Here is a 21721-nt window from a genome sequence, read left to right as displayed (position 1 = left end):
GGATAGTGCCATGAGCGATGCAATCCTGGACGTTCAGAACCTTGTCGGCGGCTACGGCAAGATGACGATCTTGAATGGCACCACCTTCACGGTGCCGGCTGGGTCGATCACCACCGTCATCGGGCCAAACGGCGCCGGCAAGTCCACGGTGTTCAAGGCGATCTTCGGTCTGCTAAAGTTGCGCGAAGGCAAAGTCACATTCAAAGGCAAGGACGTCACCGGTCTCAGCCAGCGTGCACTGCTGACGGCAGGCATCTGCTACGTCCCGCAGGGCCGCAATATCTTCCCGGAACTCACGGTCCGTCACAATATCGAACTCGGTGCGGTCGCCGCCGGCCGCGACATCACCGATCTGCCGGCTCGGATCGAAGCTGCGCTCGATAAATTCCCCGTGCTGCGCACCAAGGCGAAGCAACAGGCCTCGACGCTATCCGGCGGCGAGCAGAAGCAGCTCGAAATCGCCCGCGGCCTGCTGCTCAATCCGCAGCTGGTGCTGATCGATGAACCTTCCATTGGGCTGTCGCCGCTGATGGTGCTGCAGACCTTCAACATCCTGAAGGAGCTGCGTGACCGCGGTGTCTCGATCCTGATGATCGAGCAGAACGCACGCTCGGCACTGGAGATTTCCGATTTCGGCATCGTGCTCGAACTCGGCCAGACCCGCTTGATGGACAAGGCCGACCGTGTGCTTAACGATCCGCGCATCGGACAGTTGTTCCTCGGCGGCGCCATGACGGAGACCGCGGCATGAACAAGCTCTCGATCGCTACCGTCTCGCTATCAGGCGCACTGGATGAGAAACTCCGCGCCATCGCTGCTGCCGGCTTTGACGAGGTCGAGATCTTTGAAGCGGACCTTCTATCCTTCAATGGAAGCCCGCGGGACGTCGGCCAGATGTGCCGCGACCTCGGCCTGACCATCTGCGCTTTCCAGCCCTTCCGCGACTTCGAGGGCATGCCGGAGCCGCAGCGCAGCCGCAACTTCGCGCGCGCGGCGCGCAAGTTCGACCTGATGAAAGAGTTGCAGACGGACTTGATGCTGATCTGCAGCAACATCTCGCCGGCCTCGCTTGGCGGTATCGACCGAGCCGCAGCGGATTTTCGCGAGCTTGGGGACCTCGCCGCGCAGCATGGCATGCGTGTCGGCTTCGAGGCCCTGGCCTGGGGCGCCCATGTCAATGACTATCGCGATGCCTGGGAGATCGTCCGCCGCGCCAATCACCCGTCGATCGGCGTCATCCTCGACAGCTTCCATGCGCTGGCCCCGGCATTTCCCGTCAGCGCCATCGCATCCATCCCGGCGGACAAGATCTTTCTGGTGCAGCTCGCCGACGCGCCGAAGTTGGGCCTTGATGTCTTGTCCTGGAGCCGGCATTTTCGCTGCTTTCCCGGTCAGGGCGACCTGCCCGTGGCTGAGTTCATGGAAGCGGTGCAAGCCACCGGCTATAGCGGCGCGTGGTCCCTCGAGATTTTCAACGACCAGTTCCGCGCAGGCTCCGCCGTTCGCACAGCCACTGACGGATTGCGCTCACTGATCCTGTTGCAGGATCAACTGGCAAAGACACCGGCCGACGCCCTGCAGCCAAAGACATCCACCCGCGGCGTCGGCTTCATCGAATTCGCCGTCAACGAGACCAAGGCGACTGACCTTGCGACGCTGGTCAGCCAACTTGGCTTTCACAAGACTGGCGCTCATCGCAGCAAGGACGTCGAACGCTGGTCGCAGGGCGCCATCGAACTCGTGATCAATTCTGAGCCGGACGGTTTCGCACATTCGCATTACGTGACGCATGGCCCTGGCGTGTGCGCCATCGCACTGGACGTCGGCAATACCAAGCAGGCCATGGCGCGCGCGGAAGCCTTGCAGGCGCGGACGTTCTATCAGCCAGTCGGACCGGGCGAACTGGAAATCCCGGCGATCCACGGCGTCGGCGGAAGTCTTCTCTATTTCCTGGAAGCGGCCGGCAAGAACTGGGACGTAGATTTCGAGCCGCTGCAGAGCAATGCCGGTACAGACCATCTCTCCGTCGTCGATCACATCTCGCAATCGATGCCCTATGACGAGATGCTGTCGTGGCTTCTGTTTTACACCGGCATTCTCGACCTGCAGCGCCTGCCGCAGATGGAAATTCCGGATCCGGTCGGCCTCGTGCAAAGCCAGGCGCTGATATCAGCCAATCAGTCGCTGCGCATCATTTTGAACGGATCATCCGCAACGCGCACGCTGTCGAACCGCTTCATCTCGGAGTTCTTCGGTTCCGGCGTGCAACATATCGCGTTCTTGTGCGACAATATCTTTTCTGCTGTGGCCGATATGCGCAAACGCGGCGCCAAATTCCTACGTATTCCCGACAATTACTACGATGACGTGGAAGCCAAGTATGGGCTCGATGCCGAGCTGATGGCTGCGCTGCGCGACAACCAGATCCTGTATGATCGCGAAGGCGACGGTGAATTCTTCCAGATCTACACGCCGAGCTTCGATGAGCGCTTCTTCTTCGAGATTGTCGAGCGCCGCAACTATCAGGGATTTGGTGCGGCTAACGCCGGTATCCGTCTCGCAGCTCAAACGCGTGACGCGCGGCCTGTGTCCGTGCCGCGCGCCTGACGAACTCGTTAAGGCTTACTTCGGCCGAACGCTTTGATCGCCGCCGGGACTGCCGGGCGGGGGAATCACCGGCGTATTGCTACTATCTGAATTCGGCGCGCGTGCCCGCATCGCGGGATCGACATTGCTCGGCGGGCAAAGGACACCATCTGATTTCGCGAGTTTATCGCCCAGCGGCTCCGGGCTCTGGCCCGTTGTCGTCCCGCTGGGAGCAATCGTCCCCTGCGGGGTCGTTTGTGTGGGTGCACAATTGGCATTTGCGCGCTCGGCCGATGGCGGCGCGGTCTGTGCGGGAGGCGTGGCAGGCGTCGGCGGCGCCTGCGCGAAGGCGGCGCTGGAACCGGCGATGACTAGACCTGCGATGACGAGCGACTGTTTGATCTGCATCCGGAGCCAACCGCGGGCGCGAACGGAGGTTCCGGTCCCGCGCTCCACAGTCAGGATTTAATGTAGCGGATCAGCGAAAAATGCCCCATCGGCGGCATCGGCCGGCGCTCGGCCAGCGTGATCCCGCCGTGGACCGTTGCCCAGTCCACCAGCCGCTTCCACGGAAATTCCGGTCGCCAGCCGAGCCGGCGGGCCAGCGGCGCAAAGGCCAGTTCGAAAATCTTGCGCGGACCGCTTTCGGCGCCGATGTGATTGACGAGAATGAGCTCGCCGCCTGGTTTCAACACGCGGATGAAATCGTCCAGCGTCGCTTCCGGATCGGGTACGGCTGTGATGACATATTGCGCCACGACGGCATCGAAATGATTGTCGGGGAATGCGAGATTCTTCGCATCCATAACCGCCAGCGTTTCGACATTGGTGAGGTTGTGGGTGCGGACGCGCTCATGCGCCTTGCGCAGCATCGGCTCGGAAATATCGACGCCGCAAATCTTCGTGGTGCGGGCGTAATCGACCAGCGACAGACCCGTGCCGACGCCGACATCCAGGATGCGGCCGCCGATGCGATCGGCCTCGATAATCGTCGATTGCCGACCGCTATCGAACACTTTGCCAAAAACGAGATCGTAAATCGGCGCCCAGCGCCCGTAAGCCTTCGCGACCCCCGCGCGGTCGATATCGCCAGCCATGCCCCTACCCTGAACTCTTACACACGCATTGCTGCGACGGCAGGGACACTAGCATCGCGGGGGGAGATGCTGACAGGGCTTTTCGCCGCAGCGCTCTTGATGAAGCCGCCGCCGAGCACGCGGGCCTGACCGTCCGGCGCGTCGTAGAACACACAGGCCTGACCGGGCGACACGCCCTCCTCGCCGCCGACCAGTTCGATCTCGTAGCCGCCATTCATAGCACGCAACCAGGCTGGCTGTGGTCCACGGGTCGAGCGCACCTTGACGAACAGCTCGAGGCCATTGCCAACAGCGCTATCGAGCGTCCCGCCGCCGATCCAGTTGACGTCGCGCAGCACAATGCGGTGCATCCGCAAGGCCTCGCGCGGGCCGACCACCACGCGCCGGGTGACGGCGTCGAGTTTGATCACATAGAGCGGCGCGCTCGCTGCAATACCGAGGCCGCGGCGCTGACCGATAGTGAAATGGATAATGCCGTCGTGGCGGCCGATGACATGGCCATCCATATCGACGATCTCGCCGGGTTCAAGCGCATTCGGCTTCAGACGCTCGATCACGTCGGTGTAGCGGCCGGACGGCACGAAGCAAATGTCCTGGCTGTCCTGCTTGTCGGCGACCGACAGATCGAACTGCCGGGCCAATTCGCGGGTCTGCGGCTTGCTCATGTCACCGAGCGGAAAGCGGAGATAATCGAGCTGTTCCTGCGTGGTGGCGAACAGGAAATAGCTCTGGTCGCGATCCGCATCGGCAGCACAGACCATGGCGCGCGAGCCGTTAGCAAGGCGGCGCGAGGCCACATAATGACCGGTCGCCAGCGCCTGCGCGCCGAGATCGCGCGCGGTCGCCAGCAGATCGCGGAACTTGACCGAACGATTGCATTCGATGCACGGCACCGGCGTTTCGCCGGAAGCATAGCTCGCGGCAAAATTGTCGATGACGGACTCGCGGAACCTGCTTTCGTAATCCAGCACGTAATGCGGGATCCCGATCCGCTCGGCCACGTCGCGGGCATCATGGATGTCACGGCCGGCGCAGCAGGCGCCCTTGCGATGGGTGGCGGCGCCGTGATCGTAGAGTTGCAGCGTAATACCGACGACGTCGTAGCCCTGCGACTTCAACAGCGCAGCCGTCGCCGAGGAGTCGACGCCGCCGGACATGGCGACCACGACCCTGGTGTCCTGCGGACGGCCTTCGAGATCGAGACTGTTGAGCATGGTTTCGGTCACTGATGCGACCGCGCTGGCTGCAAACCGTCGCGATCAGGAAAACGGAGCCAAATCCCGGAACTTAAGGTCGGTCCGACAATGGGTTAGGATATGGCACTTTAATATAGGCCGCCTTGCGCTCAATCAATCACGGCGCCTCGCCGGAAACGGCAATTCTTGCCGCCGGGCAGAAAAGATAATGCCGCGACGGTCCTCACGGAGGTTCCACCCGAATTACAACATACTGATTTGTATAGATATTTTTATAAAACGAGAGGTGGCCCGGTCCTTGCTGAAAGGAGGATAGAACTCTTCTGGAAAGGCCGCCCGTGGTTAGCGTCACGTCCGATATCGTCTCAAACGTCTCGTTTCAGAACGCACGATCGAATTCGTCCCGCGACGATCAGCGGTCGGACGCCGACAGCTTCGGCTCGCTGGTCGACGGCAACACCGTTGCCAGCACCAATAGCGACCGCGCCGCGGCCGCCCAGCCTGATCTGCCAGCACCCGCACGGCGCGACGACACGCGCTCCTCGAGCAATGACCGCACGCGGCAGTCCGATGATCGCACCGACAACGCGGCCGCCAATGCACGTGACCGCGACACCCAGGCAGCCGATGCCGCGCAGGACTCCCGCAAGGCGAAGAAGAGCGATCCGAGCGACACGAAGGCCGATTCCAAGGCCGACGCGAAGACGGGCGACAAGACCGACACCAAGGACGCCTCGTCCAAGGATGCCGACAAGACCGCAACGACTGACGCGGACGCAACGGCCCCAACCGAGAAGCCCGTCGCGGTCGCCGCCGTCGCCGTCGCGATCCCCGTGCCTGCGGCCACGACCGATGTTACGGTAGCTCCGACAGCGCCCGAAACCACCGGCGTTGCACAGCCTCTCGCCATCGCTGCAGCCGTTTTGAAAGCCCAGACGGCAGTGACCGAAGCCGCAACGGTTGACGCCGAAGCGGCGCCTGCATCGACGGCCCCGGAAGCCGAAGCGAATTTCGCGGCACTTATCGCATCCGCGACACCCGCGGGCGGCAAAGCCGGCGCGAAGAAGACCAGCGCAGCCGATGCCACAACGGCATCAACGGCTGAGGTCAAATCAGAAGACAAGACCAAAACCACCGAGATCGCGTCCGCGCAGCCAGCCGACGCGGCCGCAGCGTCGACCGTCGGCAAGGATGCCAAGCCGGGCGACAAACTCGTCGATGGCGTAGCAACTGACGCGACCGCCGTTGCACCGGAAGCTACAAAGCCTGCGGCTAGCGCTGGCCATGAGCGTCGCGCCGAACATACCGCTCAGGCTGCAGTACCGGATGTGACTGCGCCGACCACCAATAGCTTGCAGCAGCAGCCGTTGCAGACCGCACCGACGCCGATTGCAGCTGCGACCCCGCAATTGACCGCCACGGTCGCAACCAACGCGCCAGTGCCTCTGGACGGCGTCGCCGTCGAGATCGTGCAGAACGCCAAATCGGGCAAGAGCAGCTTCGACATCCGGCTCGACCCTGCCGAGCTTGGCCGTATCGATGTCCGGCTCGAAGTCGACAAGCATGGCAATGTCACCTCGCATCTCACCGTCGAGAAGCCGGAAACCCTGACCATGTTGCGCCAGGATGCACCGCAACTGCAGCGCGCACTCGAACAGGCCGGCCTCAAGACCAACGACAGCGGACTACAATTCAGCCTGCGCGATCAGTCGCAAGGCCAGCAACAGAACAGTGGCGAGAATTCGGGCCGCAACGCCCAGCGCCTTGTGATCCATGAAGACGAGTCCGTGCCCGCGATTGCTGCGGGCCGCGGTTATGGCCGCATGCTGGGATCCAGCAGCGGCGTCGACATCAGTATCTGAGGAGTGAACCATGGCAGTTGACGCAACGACTCCAAGCCCTGTCGTATCCGGCACTACGCCGGTATCGAACTCAAGCAGCAGCTCCGGCTCGACGACCACCGGCATTGCCGATAATTTCCAGACGTTCCTGACGCTGCTGACGACGCAGCTGCAGAACCAGAACCCGCTCGATCCGCTCGATACCAACCAGTTCACGCAGCAGCTCGTGCAGTTCGCGGGTGTCGAACAGCAGCTCAAGTCGAACGATCAGTTGAAAGCCCTGGTCGATCTCGGCAAAGCTACAGAAGCGACGCAGGCGCTCATCTATGTCGGCAACAACGTCGCTGTCGATGGCAGCACGGCGCAATTCAAGACGTCGGCGACATGGAATCTACTCGCCGACAAGGACTCGACAGCCACCGTCAACATTACAAATTCCGCTGGTAACGTTGTCTACACCGGCAAGTATACGTTGAAGTCCGGCAACGGCACTTTTGTATGGGATGGCAAAGGCAATGACGGCGTTCAGTATCCCGAAGGAGCCTATACGCTGACGGCAACGGGCAAGGACGACAACGGTCGCGACGTCGCCATCTCCACGGAAGTCCAGGGCGTTGTCGATTCCGTCGATCTGTCAGCGAGCCCCGCCCTGCTCTCGATCAACGGCGCCAACTATACCGTCGACAAAATCAAGCGCGTGGTGCGTCCGACGACGGCGCCAACGACTCCCTCGACGCCAACCACACAGACAACCTGACGCTGCGCCGCATCATCTCCTCGGGACGATTATTTCGAACCAAATCCAGTTCTATTCGCATTGGAGTTGTAGGCTTAGGCAAATTTTAAGTCGCTGGGCGTAGGTTGTTGAAGTGAGTTCAGTGGTTGAGAGTTTGTGAGTACGCCATGACAGAACCCCATCGCCCGAGGGTCAAATACGTCATCGGGCCTGACGGCAGTCCGTTAACAATTGCGGATCTGCCCGCGCCCGGAACCAAACGGTGGGTCATCCGCCGCAAAGCCGAAGTTGTCGCCGCCGTCCGCGGTGGCCTTCTGTCTCTTGAGGAAGCCTGCAGCCGCTATACGCTGACAGTCGACGAATTCCTCTCCTGGCAGTTCTCGATCGACCAGCACGGTCTGGCAGGACTGCGGACCACCCGCATCCAGCAGTATCGTCAGTAAACGAATCGTTAATATCTCCAATTCGATGAAAACCGGCTCCCTCACGGGAAGCCGGTTTTCGTCATTTGGCCATATTTTTGCCACCCGTTAACCGCCGTTAACCATATCGAAACCATACCCCGGCAAAATTTGCCCAGTCGGTCTTTGAGGCCGAATCTCAGGGGCTGGTTCGTGCAGAGTCTTCTAAGTTTCCTTAAAGGTCTCGGCGCGGCGCGCCTGATGGCGATGGTTGCGGTCACGGCCGCGCTCATCGGCTTCTTTGCTTTCGTCATCATGCGGGTCACTACGCCGCAGATGACCACCCTGTTCACGGACCTGAGCGTCGAGGACTCCTCGGCGATCATCAAGGACCTGGAACGCCAGGCTATCCCCTATGAGCTGAAGAACGACGGTGCCGCCATCATGGTGCCGAAGGACAAGGTGACTCGCCTGCGCATGAAGCTGGCCGAAGGCGGCCTGCCCAAGGGTGGCGGCGTCGGCTACGAGATCTTCGACAAGTCCGACGCTCTCGGCACAACAAGTTTTGTTCAGAATATCAACCACTTGCGTGCTCTCGAAGGCGAATTGGCGCGAACCATCCGGGCGATCGACCGGGTACAGTTCGCCCGCGTTCACCTCGTCCTGCCGGAACGCCCCCTGTTCTCCCGCGAAGCTCCCGAGCCTTCGGCCTCGATCGTCGTCCGCGTCCGCGGCGCCCTCGACCCGCAGCAGGTCCGGGCGATCCGCCATGTCGTCGCCTCGGCCGTCAACGGCCTGAAGCCGGCCCGGGTTTCGATCGTCGACGAAGCGGGACAACTGCTCGCCGACGGCGCCGCCGACGCGACCATGGAGGGCGCCACCGGCGACGAGCGCCGCGCCGGCTTCGAGAAGCGGATGCGCAGCCAGGTCGAAGCGATCGTTTCCTCGGTGGTGGGCGCAGGCCGGGCCCGGGTCCAGCTCACAGCCGACTTCGACTACAACAAGGTCACGCAGACCTCCGACAAATTCGACCCGGAAGGCCGGGTCTTGCGCTCCAGCCAGAGCCGCGAAGAATCCTCCGCCGTCGGCGAGCGGGATGGCCAAGTCACCGTCAACAACGAACTGCCAGGCAATCAGGCGGCCGGCAACACGGGGACGGCGAAGGATCAAAGCAAGAAGTCGGAAGAAACCAACAACTACGAAATCTCCCGCATCACCAAGACCGAAGTGACCGAAGCAGGCCGTGTCAATCGCATCTCGGTCGCGGTACTGGTCGACGGCAGCTACAGCAAGAACGAGAAGGGCGAGCAGGTCTACGCCCAACGCCCCAAGGAAGAACTCGATCGCATCGCAGCGCTGGTCCGTTCGGCCATTGGCTTCGACCAGAAGCGCGGCGATCAGGTCGAGGTCGTCAACCTGAAATTCGCCGAGGGCCCAACTGTCGTTCCGACGCCGGAGCCGACCGGTCTGCTCGGCATGATGCAATTCACCAAGGATGACGTGATGCACGTCATCGAACTCGCGGTCATGATGCTGCTCGGTCTGGTCGTGATGTTCATGGTCATCCGCCCGCTGGTCCGCCGCGTCCTCGCCTCTGAGCCCGTGCCGGCGCTCCCTGCAGCCAACGCTCTCGTTCTTCCCGACGGTGTCGCCCTCAGCGCTGACGGACAGACCGTCATTCCCGCCAGCGGCCCCAACATGATCGACGTCGCCACCATCCAGGGTCAGGTCCACGCGCAATCCGTGCATCGCGTGGGCGAACTGGCCGATCGTAACCCTAACGAAACCGCAGCCATTGTTCGCGCATGGCTGCAGGAACCGGCGTGATCTGAATGGCATCCGTTCCGCAAACCACCGGCGATAACAGCAGCGACATCGCCAGCGTCGTAGCATCGCTCGCACAGCGCCAAGGCGGCCGTGCGCCAGCAAAGCCACTGAGCGGCCCGAAGCGCGCAGCCATCCTGATGCTGGCGCTGGGTGAACAATATGGTGGGAAGGTCTGGGCGCAGCTCGACGACGACGAAGTGCGCGAGCTTTCACTCCACATGTCATCGCTCGGCACCATCGAGCCGGAGACGGTCGAAGATCTGCTGCTCGAATTCGTATCGCGGATGTCCGCCTCCGGCGCCCTGATGGGCACTTTCGATGCCACCGAGCGTCTGCTGACCCAGTATCTGCCGTCCGAGCGCGTCAGCGGTATCATGGAAGAAATCCGCGGCCCTGCAGGCCGCAACATGTGGGAAAAACTCTCGAACGTGCAGGAAGAGGTTCTCGCGAACTACCTGAAGAACGAATATCCGCAGACCGTTGCCGTGGTGCTGTCGAAGCTGAAGCCGGAGCATGCAGCGCGCGTCCTCGGCATCCTGCCCGAGGATCTCGCGCTCGACGTCATCAACCGCATGCTCAAGATGGAAGCGGTGCAGAAAGAAGTCATCGAGCGCGTCGAACAGACGCTGCGCGTCGAATTCATGTCGAACCTCTCGCAGACCCGTCGTCGCGACGCGCACGAAGTCATGGCGGAAATCTTCAATAACTTCGATCGCCAAACCGAAACACGCTTCATCACCTCGCTGGAAGAAGACAATCGCGAGGCGGCCGAGCGCATCAAGGCGCTGATGTTTACCTTCGACGACCTCATCAAGCTCGATGCCGGCTCGGCACAGACCCTGATGCGCAGCATCGACAAGGACAAACTGGGTATCGCACTGAAGAGCGCCAACGAGGAAGTGCGCGCCTTCTTCATGGGCAACATGTCGTCCCGCGCCGCCAAGATGCTGACCGACGATATGGCCGCGCTCGGCCCGGTCCGTCTGCGCGATGTCGACGAGGCACAGGCACTGCTGGTGAATTTGGCCAAGGATCTCGCCGCCAAGGGCGAAATCGTGCTGACCAAGAACCGCGCCGACGACGAGCTGGTGTATTGATGGCCGCCCCCGCAAAATTTCTGTTCGATATGGACTTCGCAGCGCCCGACAAGACGCGGGCGCCCGCGATCACGCCTGCCGAGATCGCGGAGAAAATCGCCAACGCCGAAGCCCATGCCTATCGCGCCGGCTTCGATGCGGCCCAGCGCGAGGCGAAGGCCGAAAGCGACCGTCGCGCCGCATTGGCGCTGGAACAGATCGGTGTTGCGATCTCCTCGATCTCGTCGCGCTTCGGGGCCATCGAAGAAAAGATGGAAACCGAAGCTGTCGATGTCGCGGTGTCGGTGGCACGCAAACTCTGCAGTGAATTGATCGCCGTTGAGCCGCTCACCGAAGTCATGGCCCTGGTCCACGACTGTTTCAAGAATCTGGTGTCGACGCCGCATCTCGTGGTGCGCATCAACGACCAGCTCTATGACGAAGCACGCGAACGCATCGAGAAACAGGCCAAACAAAGCGGCTTCGCCGGTCGCCTCGTTATCCTCGCCGAGCCGGATATCGAGAACGGCGACTGCAAAATCGAATGGGCGGATGGCGGCGTCGTGCTCGAACGCGCAACCATCGACGCCAAGATCAACGAACTCGTCGGACGCTACATGGCGTCGCGCAATCAGGCCTGACAGGGCTGTGAGGACTAGAATATGAGCGATCCACAGGTGCCGCTTCCCGATCTCAATGCCACCGATCCCGGCGCAATGGGGGACGTGGGCTATGCTGACGAAGAACAGGTCACGCGTATTGCCGCCGATCTCGAAGCGGTTTTCGACGTTCCAGTCCAGGTCTCGGCCGTGCTCGGCCGCTCCAAGATGGGTGTGGGCGAATTGCTGAAGCTCGGGCCCGGCACCGTGCTCGAACTCGACCGCCGCGTTGGCGAAGCGATCGACATCTACGTGAACAACCGCCTGGTGGCGCGCGGCGAAGTCGTTCTCGTCGAAGAAAAGCTCGGCGTCACCATGACTGAAATCATCAAGGCTGAACGCAGCTAATTCGAGATAAACGGCGCCTCAAGGGCGCGACCAGGATATAACAGGAGATCACCATGCGGCTTCTCATCGTTGGTACCCTCAAGGGCCAACTCACCACCGCCACCAAGATCGCCATGGATAACGGCGCCTCCGTGGTTCATGCCGAAGGCCACGATCAGGCGATGGGCGTGTTGCGCGGCGGCAAGGGCGCAGACCTCCTGCTGGTGGATGTCGCCCTCGACATCCGCGACCTCGTGATGCGGTTGGAAGCCGAACACATCCATGTGCCGATCGTCGCCTGCGGCATCACCACCGATGCCCGCGCCGCGGTCGCCGCGATCCATGCCGGCGCCAAAGAATACATCCCGCTGCCGCCGGATCCGGAACTGATCGCCGCCGTTCTCGCCGCCGTTGCCAATGACAGCCGCGACCTGATCTATCGCGACGAAATGATGGGCAAGGTGGTCAAGCTGGCGCAGCAGATCGCCGGCTCCGATGCGTCGGTGATGATCACGGGCGAATCCGGCACCGGCAAGGAAGTGCTGGCGCGCTATGTCCATACCCGCTCGAACCGCGCCAAGAAGCCGTTCATATCAATCAACTGCGCTGCAATCCCCGAACATCTCCTGGAGTCCGAACTGTTCGGCCACGAGAAGGGTGCCTTCACTGGCGCGATCGCACGCCGCATCGGCAAGTTCGAGGAAGCCACCGGCGGCACGCTCTTGCTCGACGAAATCTCGGAAATGGACGTGCGGCTGCAGTCGAAGCTGCTGCGCGCCATTCAGGAGCGCGTCATCGACCGCGTCGGCGGCACCAAGCCGGTGCCGGTGGACATCCGCATCATCGCGACGTCGAACCGCAACCTGTCCGACGCCGTACGCGAAGGTACGTTCCGCGAAGATCTGCTGTTCCGTCTCAACGTCGTGAACCTGAAGATCCCGCCGCTGCGCGATCGCCCGGCCGACATTCTCGAGCTGGCGCAACATTTTGCCAAGAAATATGCCGACGCCAATGGCGTGCCGGTGCGTCCGATCTCCGCCGAGGCGCGGCGCGTACTCACCGCCAATCGCTGGCAGGGCAACGTCCGTGAACTCGAAAACACGATCCACCGTTCGGTGCTGATGGCCAACGGCGACGAGATCGGCGCGGATGCCATCCTGACCCCGGATGGCGATCGTCTCGATCTCGCCAAGACCCCGCCGGCCGTGGCGCATGCAACCATGGCGGCAGAAACCGTCACCCGCGCACTGGTCGGCCGTACCGTAGCCGATGTCGAGCGCGATCTGATCCTGGAGACGCTGAAGCACTGCCTCGGCAACCGCACCCATGCGGCCAACATTCTTGGCATCTCGATCCGCACGCTGCGCAACAAGCTCAACGAATATGCCGATGGCGGGTTGCCGATCACACCGGCGGGAGCAGGCGCCGGCGACTATCGTGCTGCCATGGGCGCGATGTAATTACGCGAAGAACGACAACGACGCGCCCTGCGAATAGCTCGGCGCGTCCTGCTTGCGAAAAATCTTGATCGGATCGCCCGGCGTCAGCTCTTGCCGGGTGAACATCGCATAGGCGTAGAGCGCGAGATAACCGATCGAAATCGCGCCGATCACATAGAAGATCCCGATGCCGATCCGCTTCATGCGACCGCACCCCGCCGCACGAGATGTCGGAGCCACAGCCAGATCATCGGGACGACCACGAGTTCGCCGATCAGACTGATCAGGAGTCCCACGGTCGGAAAGCCATGACTGAGCACCGCTAGCAAACGCGCAGCCGCACCAAACACGAGAATGAAGGTTACGATCGAAATCCGCTCAAAGCGTTTTTCGATCTGCGGGATCGCCGACCAGTAGATCAGCCCGACCGCCACCAGCACGCCTTTGATGAAGCGCACATAGCCTTCCATCGTCACGCCGAGCCTGACGCCTGAGAGGCTGGTGCCGAACAGCACGCCGGTCAGGCCGAACAGGATGGCCACGAGGCCGACAATCGCCAGTGCGATCTGAAGCAGTCTGCGTTCCAAAATGGGCTCCCTGGGCTCAAGCAGCCTAATAACTGCGTCATGGAACGACAATGAGCAACCGGCCACGTTGGCGCACACAACTTGGGGGTCTCCGGCTTGCGTCAGACGCCTGAATGGTTAGCTTTCCCCGCTGAGTCGCGGCAAAATGGCTGCGCACCGCTTTCCAGAGACGCAATGCCGACCTTTACCCCGCATCAGGATGCCGCGCTGAAAGCCGTCGACGACTGGCTGAAGGCGAAGCCAGGCCGCAACGGCACACCGCAGGTGTTCCGGCTGTTCGGCTTTGCCGGTACCGGCAAGACGACATTGGCGCGGCACGTCGCCGACAATGTGGACGGCGAGGTGAAATTCGCAGCCTTTACCGGTAAGGCGGCGCTGGTGATGCGCAACAAGGGCTGCGACGGCGCCTCCACGATTCACTCACTGATCTATCGCGCCCGTGAGAGCGGCGAGGAGCAGCCGAATTTCGAACTGTGGGACGACGCGCCAGCCTCCAAGGCCAAGCTGATCGTGATCGACGAATGTTCGATGGTCGACGCCGAGCTTGGCCGCGACCTGCTGTCATTCGATTGCCCTCTGCTGGTGCTCGGCGATCCCGCGCAGTTGCCGCCGATCCAGGGTGGCGGCTTCTTCACCGAGACCGAGCCCGACGTGATGCTGACCGAAGTGCATCGCCAGGCCGAGCACGATCCGATCGTGCGCATGTCGATGGATGTCCGCGAGGGGCGGTCGCTGCAGCCCGGGCAATATGGCCTGAGCGAAATCGTGTCGCGCAAGGCACTCGATCCGGATCGCGTGATGTCCGCCGATCAGGTACTGGTTGGCCGCAACAACACGCGCCGCGCCTACAATATGCGTGTCCGGCAGAAACTTGGCATCGAGGACCTGCTGCCGGTGGCCAATGACAAGCTGGTCTGCCTGCGCAACAACCGCAAGAAGGTGCTGTTCAACGGCGGTCTGTGGCGCGTGAAGGCGCGCGCTGCCTCGAAGTCGCAGATCATCACCATGCGAATTTCGCCGGATGAGGATTTTGGCGGCAAGGTCACCAAGGTATCTGTGCGCGCGGACTGTTTCTCGGGCGGTGTTGAGACGCTGCCGTGGGAGCAACGCAAGCCTTACGACGAATTCGACTATGGCTACGTGCTGACCGTGCACAAAAGCCAGGGCTCGCAATGGGACGACGTCGTTCTGTTCGACGAGAGCTTTGCATTTCAGGAGAGCCGCGCCCGCTGGCTCTACACCGGCATCACCCGCGCCGCGAAGCGCTTGAGCATCGTGGTTTAACGCGCGTATTTTGCAATCAATCGCATGCGCTGATCTGACGCGTCTGGCTCCTAGGCATCGTGGAACAAGATGCCCGCCCGAACGTTTCGGCCACTTACGCTTAATAAGGAGCTCGATATGCATCCCGCGAAAATCTTGACGATGGCTACGATGATCGGCGCAAGCGCGCTGGCGTTTTCGGCGCCGGCAACATCTGCGCCCCTGCTTAGTCAGCCCGGCCTCGCCAGTGCCGTACCGTCGGCCACCGAGAACGTGCAGTATTATCGCCGCTACGGTTATGGCCCACGCTACGGCTACGGTCCCGGCTACTATCGCCGCGGACCCAGCGCTGGCGCCGTCGTCGGCGGCCTCGCAGCGGGCGCCATCATCGGCGGCGCGATTGCGGCCAGCCAGGCCAACGCGGCAGCCCAGCAGAACGCAGCCTATTGCTCGCAGCGCTATCGTTCCTACGATCCGGCGTCAGGCACTTATCTGAACAACGACGGCAATCGTTATCCCTGCCCATAAGCGGACAGCGCCGTCTCCAAACAAAAGCCGCGAGACTCACGTCCCGCGGCTTTTTCGTGCCTTCGTCAGATCCTCACGAATTCGTGTGCGGCATCGCGTAACAACCGGCACCCTCTTCCGTATCTCGGATGTGCCCACCGGAAATGCCGATTGCGAACCACGGGCTCCGGTCTAGACTGCCGGTCATCCGGCCATCGATCATCCAAGAGGACCTGCTATGCGCCGCTCCCTGTTCAGCCGCCTCTCGCTCTGCGCCTTTGCCGGCGCATTGGCGATTTCGACCGCCCTCGTGGCTCCTACTTTCGCCGCCGAAGAGGCTGTCATCATTCCCGCACCCGCAGCGGACACGCCGGCCGCGACCGGCATTCAGACTGCGGTGATTGCGGGTGGGTGCTTCTGGGGCGTCCAGGGCGTATTCCAGCACACGGCAGGCGTCGTTAACGCTGTGTCCGGCTATGCCGGCGGCTCCAAGAGCTCGGCCAATTACACCGCGGTCAGCACCGGCTCGACCGGGCACGCCGAAGCGGTCGAGATCAAATACGACCCGCAAAAGATCAGCTACGGCAAGATCCTGCAGATCTATTTCTCGGTGGCACACGACCCGACCCAGCTGAATCGCCAGGGCCCGGATTCGGGTACGCAATATCGGTCGGAAATTTTCGCGACGACGCCGGAGCAGAAGAAAGTAGCGGAAGCCTATATCGCCCAGCTCAACGCTGCGAAGGTCTACAAGAAGCCGATCGTCACCAAGCTCGGAATGCTCGAAGCCTTCTATCCGGCGGAAGCTTATCATCAGGACTACCTGACGCTGCACCCGAACCAGCCCTATATTGCCTATAACGATATTCCGAAGGTCGAGAACCTGAAGAAGATCTTTGCCCAGAACTATATCGAGAAGCCGACGCTGGTGAGCGCGTCGAAGGTCACAAACTGACCTGAGCGCTCGCAGCCACGGCCAATCGGGAAGGAGAAAGAATGACCGATACCAAGACGACACCCGGCAAGGTCGAAAAGAGCGAAGCCGAATGGCGCCGCGAACTGACCCCGATGCAGTATGCGGTACTGCGCGAAAAGGCGACGGAGCGTCCGTTCACCGGCGAGTACGAACATGACCACACGCCGGGCACCTTCGTCTGCGCCGGCTGCGGCCAGACGCTATTCGAGTCCGACGCCAAGTTCGATTCCGGCTGCGGCTGGCCGAGCTTCACGCAGCCCTCACGAGAAAGTCATATCGACGAAGAACGCGATGTGACCCACGGCATGATCCGCACGGAAGTGCTGTGCTCCAAGTGCAATGGTCATCTCGGACATGTGTTTGACGACGGCCCCGGACCCACGGGATTGCGCTACTGCATCAACTCGGCGGCCTTGAAACTTCAGCCTAAATAAATACGTATCCGGTATCGAACTGTTTCCATGCCCCGTGCGACTCATCGAAGTCTCGCGGGGCATTTCTGTCCCGACCTTTACATTGCCTGTTACTTGAACATGCCTCAGCGGCATGCACGTTAACGAAGAAGAATAAGAAAGTACCAAGATGTCTACCCGTTCAAACCGTTTGTTGCTCGGCATTGCCCTTGCGGGTCTCATTCTCGAAAGCTTGGTGTCCCACCCCGCACTGGCGACCGACAAGGTGTCGCTGTTCAAGGTGATCACGGCCAAGGACGAGATCATCATCGGCATTAACGATGACCAGCTCTCCACTTTCGAAGCCAAAAACGCCGGCGGCGTCGCCAAGCATCTGGTCCAGAAGGGTACGCTGACGGCCTGGCAGTACGCGGTGCGCAAGGCTGAGGCCGGGGCGCTGGAGCAGGCGCCTTTGCGGCAAGTGGGGCTTATGTCGACTGAGGCACTGCGGGTCGAGCCCTATACCACCCCCCTGAAAATCGTGCCGCTGCCGGATGTGACCGGACAATAGGCAAATATTGCGCCGCGCGCGCCGCTGCCCATGCCTTAAGCGCGCGCTAAGCTCTTTAAATCACAAAGCTATTACGGCAATACCGTCCGCGGCCGGCGATTCATCATGCTGTATCGCAGGTGTCGCAATCGGCCAAAACGTGCTTATATTGGGGTCTGTCCTGAAATGATGTTCCGCGCGCCGCCGGATCGGCTGCATTGCGAATGAAGCGTCGTTTCGTTGCGTATTCAGATGAGGTCCCCGACCATGGCAGCTTTCAGCTACAACACCGCAGCCGAACTCTTCCCCGCCGCGATCCGCAAGAAAAAGCGCGCCGGTTTCGCCTATCGTCGTTTCGATACGGCCGCCGCCGCCGTCCAGTTCGCGATCGAGGAGCTGCCGGCTGACTCGCTGAACGGCGCCTATCTCCAGGTCGAGGAAGCGCGTTTCGACCAGAGCGGCATTCGCTCGCTCTATGAGAGCCAGGACTTCCCGCTGGAGCGCCGCGTGCGCGCCGAAGAGCCTGCGACCGACGACGCCGACGCAGCTTGAGCTTTACGAATTGAGACGACCGCAGCCCGGACTCTGAACTAGAGTCTGGGCTGTTTTTCGAGCCACTTGCGCAGCATTCTGACGTTGCGGACATTGGCCCGGAACATCACGTCGAACGCATCGCCGATCAACGGCACGATGCCGACAGCACCGTCCACCGCAACATTGCCCAGCATCCGCGCCGTCAGATGCCACGGCGCACCGAGCGCCCGTGCCTCGCGCACCACCCATAGCGAGATCGCCGTGGTGATGATGTCGCCCACGATCGGAATCAAGCCGATCAGGCCATCGATGCCGTAGCGGATCTTGGTGCCCGGTACGATGAAGGCGACGTCGAGCAGTTTCGCCAGCGCATCCAGCCGCGCCAGCCGTTGCTCGCGCGTGAGATTGGCAAACGGATTGGCGCCCGCTCCGAAGTCGAACCGAAAGCCCTGCAGATCCGGCCGAAGTTGCTCGGGCCGAACCTCAAAACCATCCTGATCGATGATCGGACCATGCGCGGACGCCGGTTTGCGCGGGCGGCCGGCGTCGTAAGTGGTTGATTGACCTGTGCTCATCATGGCCATGACATGGGGGACAGGCGCCAACTCTGCAAGCGGCATCGCGTCACGCCTCATCGGGCGCTTCACCGCGATCCCCATATTTGCTGCGCAGAAATTCTCCAACCACCGGTTGAATTGCAAGGAGCCCGCTATATTCTGCCCCCGCCGGGAACGGGTGGGGATGAGCGATGCGACGACCCTTGGGTGACGTGTGCCTCGATATTGCAAGCTTCGCCCGGGAGCGGAAGCACGAATTTCTCTCCTACATCCTGCGGCTCGCGGCAGCAGAGGCCTACCAGACCACGGCCGAAGACGACGCGTTCGAGATGCCGATGCCGCGCCGGCTCGCCGCCCGTGAACTGATCGCCGGTTTCTGGGACTGGGACATCAGCAACGACCGCAACTATCTTGATGCCGGGGCTGCCCGCTTCTTCAATGTCGATCCCGAAACGGCCGCGCGCGGTCTGCCGAACATGGCCTATCTCGCGGCGGTCCATCCCGATGACGTTGATCGGGTGCACGCGGCGGTCGCGGCCGCGATGCGATCGGGCGGCATCTTTGAGTGCGAGTGTCGGTTGATCAAGAACGACCGGATCAGCTGGGTTCTCGCGCGCGGCAGTTGCACGCTGGACGGACATGGCCGCCCCGTCCGCCTGCCCGGCGCGATCATCGACATCACCCACGACAAGACGATGAACTGAGGCGATCAGGCCAGCTTGCGGGCGCGGTCGATGGCTTCGTCCATGTTGAGAGCCGGCACCATCGACGGCGCTTCGAGATCGCATAGGGCGAAGCGGTTCTTGCCGTCGTTCTTGGCGGCATAGAGCGCCTGGTCGGCAGCCGCGATCAGTCGCTCCGGATACTGCCCGACCTGCGGGTGCCACTGCGCCACGCCGATGGACGCCGCAATCGGAATCTCGCCGGGCGCACAGCCCGCGGCGTCGATGCGGCACACATCGAGAATGCGGCGCGCGATGTTTGCCGCTTCATGCAGCGTCGTCGCCGGCAGGATGATGCTGAACTCGTCGCCGCCGGAACGCGCGAGGAGATCGCCGGGGCGGAGTTTGCTCTGGGTCATCAGCGTGAAGTGACGCAGGCAATCGTCGCCGGCCGCATGGCCGTGGCCGTCATTGATTTCCTTGAAGCCGTCGAGATCGATCGCCAGCAACGCGAACGGCTTTTGCGTGCGGCGCGCCAGCGCGCATTCCTCGGTGAGGCGCTGCACGAGATGACGACGATTGGCGACGCCGGTGAGATCGTCGACCAGTGCGAGTTCGGCGACCTCGCCGCGCAGGCGGTCGATGGCCATCAGGAGGAATCCGAAATTCCACGACATCGCCAGGAACACCAGCACCAGCACCATCATGGCCTGGAGATTGTTGAAATCGGCAAAGGTCATATTGCCGCCGATATTCGCCAGCGCCGCGGCCGAGCGCACGGCATGCGCAGCAACGAGCGTGATGGCGAGCCAGCCGGCGAGACGGGCGCCGGCATTGCCGCCGCCATCCTTGCGCGACAACAACAGCGGCACGGTCATGACAACGGTGACCGACTGTCCGGCGGAATAGATCAGCACCCGGATCGTCATGTTGTCGTGCCACAGCGTAAACAGCAGCAGGCCGGCCAGGCTGGCGGCGATGATGACGGATTGCGCGCGCCAGCCCGCCGGGCGGCCGTAAAACTGATTCATGCCGATGGCGGCGAGGCTGGTGGCCAGCAGCAGCAGGCCGTTGCCCAGCACGATGGCGATCAGCGGATCGACGCCGACGCCGCGCAGCACTGAGATGCTGTTGCCGAGCGCCGCGGCGAACGCGGCGGCTGTCCAGTAACGCGCGGCGTGCAGATTGGGATAGCTGGTGGCCACATAGGCCCAGACCACGCCGAGGGCCAAAAAGTTGACGGTGAACACCGTGAACAGCGTGCCGACGTTCAACATCGGCGATACCCGCCACGTTGTGCGTCGCGCTTCTGCGCGCTGCTGTCGATCCCCGCCATCACTCTCACCACTCGTTCCCAGCAGGTGGTAAAATGCGTCGGCGACGCTTAACGGAATCTGACTCGCGGCGGATAATCCCCAGTGTGGTTTTGAAAGAGTGAAAGGGAATGAGTTAATCCGACTTTCACCATCGGGGTTCCCAAAGTTCGCCCGGCGGCCGCGCGGCTTAACAAAAGTTTAAAACCGCGCGCGCCCTCGCCTTGCCCATCGCCCCGTGGCCTATCGGCCTGCCGCGAGACGATCGGCGAAATAGCCGATGGTCTTGCGATAGATCGTGGCCCTGTTCCACTCGCGCATCGCCTCGAAATTCGCCGTGCCCTCGCCGTAAGGCTGGCCGCCCTTGAAGCCTGCGGTCTTGAGCAGATTCGCGGTCGAGGCCAGCACGTCCGGCACCGAATGCCTGAGATCGACATGGCCGTTGCCGTCGAAATCGACGCCGTATTTGATGTAGCTCGACGGCAGGAATTGCGTCTGGCCGAGTTCGCCGGCATAGGCGCCGATCAGGTCGCGCTGCGGCAGGTCGCCGCGCTGCAGGATCTTCAGCGCCGCGATCAGCTCGCCCTGAAACAGCTCGGTGCGGCGGCAGTCATGCGCCATGGTGGAGAGCGTGCGGATCACCGGCATCTTGCCGATATCGCCCTTGCCGAAATCCGACTCCAGGCCCCAGATCGCCACCACGATTTCAGGCGGCACGCCGAAGCGCTGCTCGATGCGCGACAGCAGCGAGGCGTGACGCTGCATCATCTGCAGGCCCATGGAGATGCGGCCCTGGCCGACGCGGGTCGAGACATATTGCTCGAAACTCTTGTTGAAGGTGCCGCGCTGGCGGCGATCGAACGACAGCACCGCGGGGTCCTGCGTCACGCCGGCAAAGGCCTGCGAGATCACGCCCTGCGACACGCCGGCGGCGGCCGCCTCCTGCGACATGGCCGCGATGAAACCCTGGAAGTCGCCGCCGCATTTGGCGGCCTGCGCGGACGTGGCCGTCAGCGCAACCGAGACGAAGGACACAGCGGCAATGGCAATGGCGGTGATACGATTGGTCATGAAAAACCTGTTGGGTTGGCGATACCGGAGTGTGGCATGACCGGTGTGTCCGAACAACGGCACCCCTCTGCTGCGCCGGACATCCGCAGCGGACATATCGCCGGACATGCGTCATCACCCCCAT

Annotated in this window: 25 protein-coding genes; 17 read left to right on the top strand and 8 right to left on the bottom strand. The window is 62.1% G+C overall.

From position 1 onward, the window contains the following. Positions 1-10 precede the first annotated feature (10 nt). Together AB8B02_RS30270 and AB8B02_RS30265 are read left to right on the top strand one after the other, a co-directional pair. Entirely contained in the window at positions 11-751 is a 741-nt protein-coding gene (locus AB8B02_RS30270) for an ABC transporter ATP-binding protein (RefSeq protein ID WP_120288511.1), read from the top strand. Beyond that, positions 748-2607, top strand: a complete 1860-nt coding sequence (locus AB8B02_RS30265; RefSeq protein ID WP_120288510.1) for a bifunctional sugar phosphate isomerase/epimerase/4-hydroxyphenylpyruvate dioxygenase family protein — start codon at positions 748-750, stop codon at positions 2605-2607. The genes AB8B02_RS30270 and AB8B02_RS30265 overlap by 4 nt, the downstream gene beginning before the upstream one ends. 15 nt (positions 2608-2622) lie before the next feature. Here AB8B02_RS30265 and AB8B02_RS30260 read toward each other — a convergent pair whose 3' ends face one another. Genes AB8B02_RS30260 through mnmA form a run of 3 tightly spaced genes read right to left on the bottom strand, consistent with a single transcriptional unit; the run spans position 2623 to position 4897 of the window. Continuing rightward, positions 2623-2994 (bottom strand): hypothetical protein, encoded by a 372-nt coding sequence (locus AB8B02_RS30260; protein ID WP_120289121.1) that lies wholly within the window; start codon positions 2992-2994, stop codon positions 2623-2625. 50 nt (positions 2995-3044) lie between these two features. Then, positions 3045-3683, bottom strand: a complete 639-nt coding sequence (locus tag AB8B02_RS30255; protein ID WP_089262053.1) for a class I SAM-dependent methyltransferase — start codon at positions 3681-3683, stop codon at positions 3045-3047. Positions 3684-3700: 17 nt separating this feature from the next. Further along, positions 3701-4897: a tRNA 2-thiouridine(34) synthase MnmA gene (gene mnmA, locus AB8B02_RS30250; protein ID WP_120289120.1), complete on the bottom strand. Its 1197-nt coding sequence runs from the start codon at positions 4895-4897 to the stop codon at positions 3701-3703. Between the two features lie 320 nt (positions 4898-5217). On the opposite strand from mnmA, the gene AB8B02_RS30245 reads away from it, so the two are divergent. From AB8B02_RS30245 to flbD, 8 genes are all read left to right on the top strand, one after another. Further along, positions 5218-6741, top strand: coding sequence for a flagellar hook-length control protein FliK (locus tag AB8B02_RS30245; protein ID WP_158596756.1), 1524 nt, complete (start codon positions 5218-5220; stop codon positions 6739-6741). 10 nt (positions 6742-6751) lie between these two features. Next, a complete protein-coding gene (locus tag AB8B02_RS30240; RefSeq protein ID WP_120288508.1) occupies positions 6752-7477 on the top strand; it encodes a flagellar hook capping FlgD N-terminal domain-containing protein in 726 nt (241 codons plus the stop codon). Between the two features lie 146 nt (positions 7478-7623). Further along, complete coding sequence (gene sciP / locus AB8B02_RS30235; protein WP_002714638.1) at positions 7624-7899, top strand: CtrA inhibitor SciP; 276 nt, start codon at positions 7624-7626, stop codon at positions 7897-7899. A 171-nt stretch (positions 7900-8070) separates the two neighbouring features. After that, positions 8071-9684 (top strand): flagellar basal-body MS-ring/collar protein FliF, encoded by a 1614-nt coding sequence (gene fliF / locus AB8B02_RS30230; protein ID WP_120289119.1) that lies wholly within the window; start codon positions 8071-8073, stop codon positions 9682-9684. A gap of 5 nt (positions 9685-9689) precedes the next feature. Continuing rightward, positions 9690-10781 carry a flagellar motor switch protein FliG gene (gene fliG, locus AB8B02_RS30225; protein WP_089262059.1) on the top strand — a complete coding sequence of 364 codons (1092 nt, stop codon included), beginning with the start codon at positions 9690-9692 and terminating at the stop codon, positions 10779-10781. After that, positions 10781-11401 carry a FliH/SctL family protein gene (locus AB8B02_RS30220; protein ID WP_120288507.1) on the top strand — a complete coding sequence of 207 codons (621 nt, stop codon included), beginning with the start codon at positions 10781-10783 and terminating at the stop codon, positions 11399-11401. The genes fliG and AB8B02_RS30220 overlap by 1 nt, the downstream gene beginning before the upstream one ends. Before the next feature lie 21 nt (positions 11402-11422). Then, complete coding sequence (gene fliN / locus AB8B02_RS30215; RefSeq protein ID WP_089262063.1) at positions 11423-11767, top strand: flagellar motor switch protein FliN; 345 nt, start codon at positions 11423-11425, stop codon at positions 11765-11767. A 53-nt stretch (positions 11768-11820) separates the two neighbouring features. Then, positions 11821-13206, top strand: coding sequence for a sigma-54-dependent transcriptional regulator FlbD (gene flbD / locus AB8B02_RS30210; RefSeq protein ID WP_068733445.1), 1386 nt, complete (start codon positions 11821-11823; stop codon positions 13204-13206). On the opposite strand, the gene AB8B02_RS30205 is transcribed toward flbD, so the two are convergent. Continuing rightward, complete coding sequence (locus tag AB8B02_RS30205) at positions 13207-13389, bottom strand: hypothetical protein (protein ID WP_439065882.1); 183 nt, start codon at positions 13387-13389, stop codon at positions 13207-13209. Then, positions 13386-13772, bottom strand: coding sequence for a DUF4345 domain-containing protein (locus AB8B02_RS30200; RefSeq protein ID WP_158596755.1), 387 nt, complete (start codon positions 13770-13772; stop codon positions 13386-13388). The genes AB8B02_RS30205 and AB8B02_RS30200 overlap by 4 nt, the downstream gene beginning before the upstream one ends. 174 nt (positions 13773-13946) lie before the next feature. Between AB8B02_RS30200 and AB8B02_RS30195 the strand changes: the two genes are divergently transcribed. The 6 genes from AB8B02_RS30195 (at position 13947) to AB8B02_RS30170 (ending at position 18012) form a co-directional block, all read left to right on the top strand. After that, complete coding sequence (locus AB8B02_RS30195) at positions 13947-15056, top strand: ATP-dependent DNA helicase (RefSeq protein ID WP_068733440.1); 1110 nt, start codon at positions 13947-13949, stop codon at positions 15054-15056. Positions 15057-15173: 117 nt separating this feature from the next. Beyond that, a complete protein-coding gene (locus AB8B02_RS30190; RefSeq protein ID WP_120288506.1) occupies positions 15174-15563 on the top strand; it encodes a BA14K family protein in 390 nt (129 codons plus the stop codon). Positions 15564-15780: 217 nt separating this feature from the next. Beyond that, on the top strand, positions 15781-16497 hold the full coding sequence (msrA, locus tag AB8B02_RS30185; protein WP_120288505.1) for a peptide-methionine (S)-S-oxide reductase MsrA: 717 nt from the start codon (positions 15781-15783) through the stop codon (positions 16495-16497). Between the two features lie 41 nt (positions 16498-16538). Next, positions 16539-16952, top strand: a complete 414-nt coding sequence (msrB, locus tag AB8B02_RS30180) for a peptide-methionine (R)-S-oxide reductase MsrB (RefSeq protein ID WP_120288504.1) — start codon at positions 16539-16541, stop codon at positions 16950-16952. Between the two features lie 148 nt (positions 16953-17100). Further along, entirely contained in the window at positions 17101-17481 is a 381-nt protein-coding gene (locus AB8B02_RS30175) for a hypothetical protein (RefSeq protein ID WP_139285870.1), read from the top strand. A gap of 246 nt (positions 17482-17727) precedes the next feature. Then, on the top strand, positions 17728-18012 hold the full coding sequence (locus tag AB8B02_RS30170) for a hypothetical protein (RefSeq protein ID WP_068733430.1): 285 nt from the start codon (positions 17728-17730) through the stop codon (positions 18010-18012). Positions 18013-18050: 38 nt separating this feature from the next. Here AB8B02_RS30170 and AB8B02_RS30165 read toward each other — a convergent pair whose 3' ends face one another. Continuing rightward, complete coding sequence (locus tag AB8B02_RS30165; protein ID WP_439065962.1) at positions 18051-18569, bottom strand: DUF4112 domain-containing protein; 519 nt, start codon at positions 18567-18569, stop codon at positions 18051-18053. Positions 18570-18742: 173 nt separating this feature from the next. Between AB8B02_RS30165 and AB8B02_RS30160 the strand changes: the two genes are divergently transcribed. Continuing rightward, the gene (locus tag AB8B02_RS30160; RefSeq protein ID WP_089262075.1) at positions 18743-19255 is read left to right on the top strand and encodes a PAS domain-containing protein; all 513 of its coding nucleotides are present in this window, start codon (positions 18743-18745) and stop codon (positions 19253-19255) included. Positions 19256-19260: 5 nt separating this feature from the next. Here AB8B02_RS30160 and AB8B02_RS30155 read toward each other — a convergent pair whose 3' ends face one another. Continuing rightward, a complete protein-coding gene (locus AB8B02_RS30155; protein WP_120288503.1) occupies positions 19261-20490 on the bottom strand; it encodes a GGDEF domain-containing protein in 1230 nt (409 codons plus the stop codon). A 279-nt stretch (positions 20491-20769) separates the two neighbouring features. Continuing rightward, complete coding sequence (locus AB8B02_RS30150; RefSeq protein ID WP_199712023.1) at positions 20770-21597, bottom strand: lytic murein transglycosylase; 828 nt, start codon at positions 21595-21597, stop codon at positions 20770-20772. Positions 21598-21721: the final 124 nt, after the last annotated feature.

The sequence above is a fragment of the Tardiphaga sp. 862_B3_N4_1 genome, from assembly GCF_051811085.1.
GTDB classification, from domain to species: Bacteria; Pseudomonadota; Alphaproteobacteria; order Rhizobiales; family Xanthobacteraceae; genus Tardiphaga; species Tardiphaga robiniae.
Note: the sequence above shows the minus strand (reverse complement) of the source record. Positions and strands in the feature narration are given on the sequence as shown.

Excerpts from the sequence above, each read along its gene's own strand:
- fliG (WP_089262059.1), top strand. The coding sequence starts at position 9,690 with ATGGCATCCGTTCCGCAAACCACCGGCGATAACAGCAGCGACATCGCC.
- AB8B02_RS30195 (WP_068733440.1), top strand. The coding sequence starts at position 13,947 with ATGCCGACCTTTACCCCGCATCAGGATGCCGCGCTGAAAGCCGTCGAC.
- AB8B02_RS30155 (WP_120288503.1), bottom strand. The coding sequence starts at position 20,490 with ATGTTGAACGTCGGCACGCTGTTCACGGTGTTCACCGTCAACTTTTTG.
- AB8B02_RS30270 (WP_120288511.1), top strand. The coding sequence starts at position 11 with ATGAGCGATGCAATCCTGGACGTTCAGAACCTTGTCGGCGGCTACGGC.
- sciP (WP_002714638.1), top strand. The coding sequence starts at position 7,624 with ATGACAGAACCCCATCGCCCGAGGGTCAAATACGTCATCGGGCCTGAC.
- AB8B02_RS30240 (WP_120288508.1), top strand. The coding sequence starts at position 6,752 with ATGGCAGTTGACGCAACGACTCCAAGCCCTGTCGTATCCGGCACTACG.
- msrA (WP_120288505.1), top strand. The coding sequence starts at position 15,781 with ATGCGCCGCTCCCTGTTCAGCCGCCTCTCGCTCTGCGCCTTTGCCGGC.
- AB8B02_RS30265 (WP_120288510.1), top strand. The coding sequence starts at position 748 with ATGAACAAGCTCTCGATCGCTACCGTCTCGCTATCAGGCGCACTGGAT.
- mnmA (WP_120289120.1), bottom strand. The coding sequence starts at position 4,897 with ATGCTCAACAGTCTCGATCTCGAAGGCCGTCCGCAGGACACCAGGGTC.
- AB8B02_RS30175 (WP_139285870.1), top strand. The coding sequence starts at position 17,101 with ATGTCTACCCGTTCAAACCGTTTGTTGCTCGGCATTGCCCTTGCGGGT.
- fliN (WP_089262063.1), top strand. The coding sequence starts at position 11,423 with ATGAGCGATCCACAGGTGCCGCTTCCCGATCTCAATGCCACCGATCCC.
- AB8B02_RS30165 (WP_439065962.1), bottom strand. The coding sequence starts at position 18,569 with ATGAGCACAGGTCAATCAACCACTTACGACGCCGGCCGCCCGCGCAAA.
- AB8B02_RS30220 (WP_120288507.1), top strand. The coding sequence starts at position 10,781 with ATGGCCGCCCCCGCAAAATTTCTGTTCGATATGGACTTCGCAGCGCCC.
- AB8B02_RS30150 (WP_199712023.1), bottom strand. The coding sequence starts at position 21,597 with ATGACCAATCGTATCACCGCCATTGCCATTGCCGCTGTGTCCTTCGTC.
- flbD (WP_068733445.1), top strand. The coding sequence starts at position 11,821 with ATGCGGCTTCTCATCGTTGGTACCCTCAAGGGCCAACTCACCACCGCC.
- msrB (WP_120288504.1), top strand. The coding sequence starts at position 16,539 with ATGACCGATACCAAGACGACACCCGGCAAGGTCGAAAAGAGCGAAGCC.
- AB8B02_RS30205 (WP_439065882.1), bottom strand. The coding sequence starts at position 13,389 with ATGAAGCGGATCGGCATCGGGATCTTCTATGTGATCGGCGCGATTTCG.
- AB8B02_RS30260 (WP_120289121.1), bottom strand. The coding sequence starts at position 2,994 with ATGCAGATCAAACAGTCGCTCGTCATCGCAGGTCTAGTCATCGCCGGT.
- AB8B02_RS30160 (WP_089262075.1), top strand. The coding sequence starts at position 18,743 with ATGCGACGACCCTTGGGTGACGTGTGCCTCGATATTGCAAGCTTCGCC.
- AB8B02_RS30190 (WP_120288506.1), top strand. The coding sequence starts at position 15,174 with ATGCATCCCGCGAAAATCTTGACGATGGCTACGATGATCGGCGCAAGC.
- AB8B02_RS30255 (WP_089262053.1), bottom strand. The coding sequence starts at position 3,683 with ATGGCTGGCGATATCGACCGCGCGGGGGTCGCGAAGGCTTACGGGCGC.
- AB8B02_RS30170 (WP_068733430.1), top strand. The coding sequence starts at position 17,728 with ATGGCAGCTTTCAGCTACAACACCGCAGCCGAACTCTTCCCCGCCGCG.